The organism is Tissierella sp. (assembly GCF_052089545.1).
Taxonomy (GTDB): Bacteria; Bacillota; Clostridia; order Tissierellales; family Tissierellaceae; genus Tissierella_A.
Genome location: NZ_JBQDAA010000229.1, coordinates 1 through 466 on the forward strand (window position 1 = coordinate 1; position 466 = coordinate 466).

General features: G+C 28.1%; 1 protein-coding gene. It reads right to left on the reverse strand.

Annotated features, from left to right (window positions below):
- Window positions 1-381 (reverse strand): NUDIX hydrolase (locus tag ACTHW2_RS12020; RefSeq protein WP_442264154.1); only part of this gene is annotated, 381 nt, incomplete at its 3' end.
- Between the last annotated feature and the right edge of the window lie 85 nt (window positions 382-466).

Sequence of the window (466 nt, forward strand, 5' to 3'; positions counted from 1 at the left end):
TCCTGGATTTGGTAGCATACTATCCACAGTTACTCCACTAATGTTAGCTACAAATGAATTTATTCTCATATTTGAGTATGAGATTAAATAATCTAATTCTCCCATTACACTTATATTGTTTCTTTCTATATTTAACTCTTCCATAGTTTCTCTAATTGCTGCTTGTTTAAAAGTTTCACCCTTTTCAAGTTTCCCGCCGGGAAAAGAAACTTCTCCAGGTTGCGTTTTCATATCTTTAGCTCTTAATTCAAATATTATATTAAGTTCTTCTTCTATTTTTATAAGAGGAATTATAACAGCAAAATTAGATATTGACTCCAAAGCTTTTGGCTTTTTTTCTTGTATAATCTTCTTGATATTCTCTATGTCTAAAGTACTCAAAAGTTCCATCCTTTCAACTAAAATTAATCTATTAATATTATATTTGCTATTTCAAGTATTGATTCTTCCTTATTAAAATATTTAG